Source organism: Mammaliicoccus sp. P-M58, assembly GCF_022386165.1.
GTDB lineage: Bacteria > Bacillota > Bacilli > Staphylococcales > Staphylococcaceae > Mammaliicoccus > Mammaliicoccus sciuri.
The window spans coordinates 1-2,452 of record NZ_JAJNJI010000027.1 but is presented as its reverse complement, the minus strand read 5'-3'; the positions used below and the strand labels follow the sequence as shown (position 1 = coordinate 2,452).

Genomic DNA, 2,452 nt, shown 5'->3' with positions numbered 1-2,452 from the left:
AAAATTAATAATGTAACAGAAAAGGATTTATTTTATATTTTAGACTTATTTGAAAAAATGGAAGTAACTTATTGGTTAGATGGAGGTTGGGGTGTAGATGTATTAACTGGAAAACAACAAAGAGAACACAGAGATATAGATATAGATTTTGACGCCCAACACACTCAAAAAGTTATACAAAAATTAGAAGATATAGGATATAAAATAGAAGTTGATTGGATGCCTTCACGCATGGAACTTAAACATAAAAAATATGGATATTTAGATATTCATCCCATAAATTTAAATGATGATGGTTCCATTACTCAAGCAAATCCAGAAGGTGGCAATTACGTTTTTCAAAATGAATGGTTTTCAGAAACTAATTATAAAGGTCGAAAAATACCATGTATTTCAAAAGAAGCTCAGCTTCTTTTTCATTCTGGTTATGACTTAACAGAAAAAGACCATTTTGATATAAAAAATTTAAAATCAATAACATAATTGCTTTATTCCAATTGCTTTATTGACGTTGAGCCTCGGAACCCTTAACAATCCCAAAACTTGTCGAATGGTCGGCTTAATAGCTCACGCTATGCCGACATTCGTCTACAAGTTTAGTTAAGGGTTCTTCTCAACGATCAATAAATTTTCTCGGCATAAAAGCGTGTTATAATTTAATTAACGTTCTGTTTTGTTTTCACTGTTCACTTCCAAAAATAAAAAAAGCCACCAAATTTTATTGGTGGCTTTTTTTATTTTGTTAAATCTTAAATGCCCTTAATTTTAATTCTAAAGGGGTATTTTAAAGTTTTAAGTGTAAATCATATAGTTTTATACCTAAAAACATACATAAGCTCTTAAAACGCAAATATGAGCCAAATAAAAGCATGTTATAACACTACATTTTTATTAACCAAAACGATACAACTTAACTACATTTAAATCGTAAATCACTTGTAAGCTTTTTGTACCTTAAATGTAGCCTTTTCTGTATTTACTCTTAGCTTGTAGAAATCGGACACGTTCAACAATTTTAAAATCAACCTAATATCGTTGTAACTTATCAGTATTAGTTTCAATACTGCCCATCTACATGCAAATTAATTTGCATACATTTTTTATAGTTCCCACAGAGGCAGGCGACCATATATTTAACAATAAAAAAGTGTCAGTCTAAGACCAACACTTTATGTTTCTTCTTCAATTTCATCAATCATTTGATGATTTAATTCTCTTTTTTCTTGTTCTGTTAAATCATACAATTCACTCGCTAAATATTCTTTTTGTTTCCAAATATAAAAAATTTGATAGATATATTCAGTTGGATCAATCTCTTTTAAATAATCTAAATCGCCATTTTTTAATAACTTTCTCGCCTCTTTAAATAATCCCGAATACACTAATACCTGCTTACCTTTTAAAGAACGATAATACGCGTCGAATACTTTTTGATTACTTAAATAATCACTATCTTTACCAGAATATTTAGCCATTTCATAAAGTTCTTTGTCATTATTAGCCTTAACTTTCTCGACATGAACTTGTGTAATTTCTGGCATTCCCGTCACATCTCGCCATAAATTCAACCATTCTTTTTGGCTAATATAAGATTTAGTATCTTTGAAATAAGATTTGTTAACCGCAATTAAAACGTGAAAATGTGGGTTATAATCATCCCGCTCTTTGTTGTATGTAATTTCTAATTTTCTTACATAACCCTTAACAACCTTTTTAAATTTTGTTCGATTACTTAATCGTCTAAATGATTGATTATAATGCTTAATCTCATTTTCTAATTTATTTTTAGACACATTAGGCGTCGTTAAAGTTAAAAATATAAATTCTTTTTCATGTTCTTTTTGTACATACTGCATCATCAAAGATAAACCCAACGCATCTTTTCTCGCTTTACGCCATGCACAAACCGGACAAAAACGATTTTTACATGAATTTGCTTTATATAATTTATTTTTTTCTAACGACTTATCTGTCACAAAAGACAAAAAGGTATTACATTCCCGTACCAATGTCATTTGATTTTCCCCCACATGTCGCTTTATAAATTTCTGAAATACTTGATTTCTTCGTTTCTTCTCAGTATACTTATCCATGTTATATAACTTAAAAAACAACTTAGTTTTCACAAACTATGACAATAAAAAAAGTTGCTTTTTCTCCTTTCTCATAATGTTTTTAGACTAGACACCTAAAACACTACATGAGTATGCTAAAAAAAGCAACTTTTTTTGTGTTTCAACCCAGATATACCAACACTTTAAGGGTAACTATTCTACTCTGTAATAGTTACCCTTATTATCAAGACAAGAAGAAACTCGTTTTCAACTCGTTTCAAATTCCTAAATTAGGAGGGATAAAATGAAAATTAATAATGTAACAGAAAAGGATTTATTTTATATTTTAGACTTATTTGAAAAAATGGAAGTAACTTATTGGTTAGATGGAGGTTGGG

The 2,452-nt window shown here is 29.1% G+C and carries 2 protein-coding genes and 1 pseudogene; 2 read left to right on the top strand and 1 reads right to left on the bottom strand.

Translation table 11 applies throughout. The features are described 5' to 3' along the window. On the top strand, positions 1-483 hold a 483-nt coding region (gene lnu(A), locus LQ694_RS15340; RefSeq protein WP_275583856.1), incomplete at its 5' end, for a lincosamide nucleotidyltransferase Lnu(A). Between the two features lie 686 nt (positions 484-1,169). On the opposite strand, the gene LQ694_RS15335 is transcribed toward lnu(A), so the two are convergent. Beyond that, positions 1,170-2,093, bottom strand: a complete 924-nt coding sequence (locus tag LQ694_RS15335; RefSeq protein WP_011428876.1) for a protein rep — start codon at positions 2,091-2,093, stop codon at positions 1,170-1,172. A gap of 265 nt (positions 2,094-2,358) precedes the next feature. On the opposite strand from LQ694_RS15335, the pseudogene LQ694_RS15330 reads away from it, so the two are divergent. Continuing rightward, positions 2,359-2,452: pseudogene (locus LQ694_RS15330) on the top strand (lincosamide nucleotidyltransferase Lnu(A)); the annotation flags it as partial.

What these genes read in the sequence shown, in the direction of transcription:
- LQ694_RS15335 (WP_011428876.1), bottom strand. Translation starts at nt 2,093, where the DNA reads ATGGATAAGTATACTGAGAAGAAACGAAGAAATCAAGTATTTCAGAAA.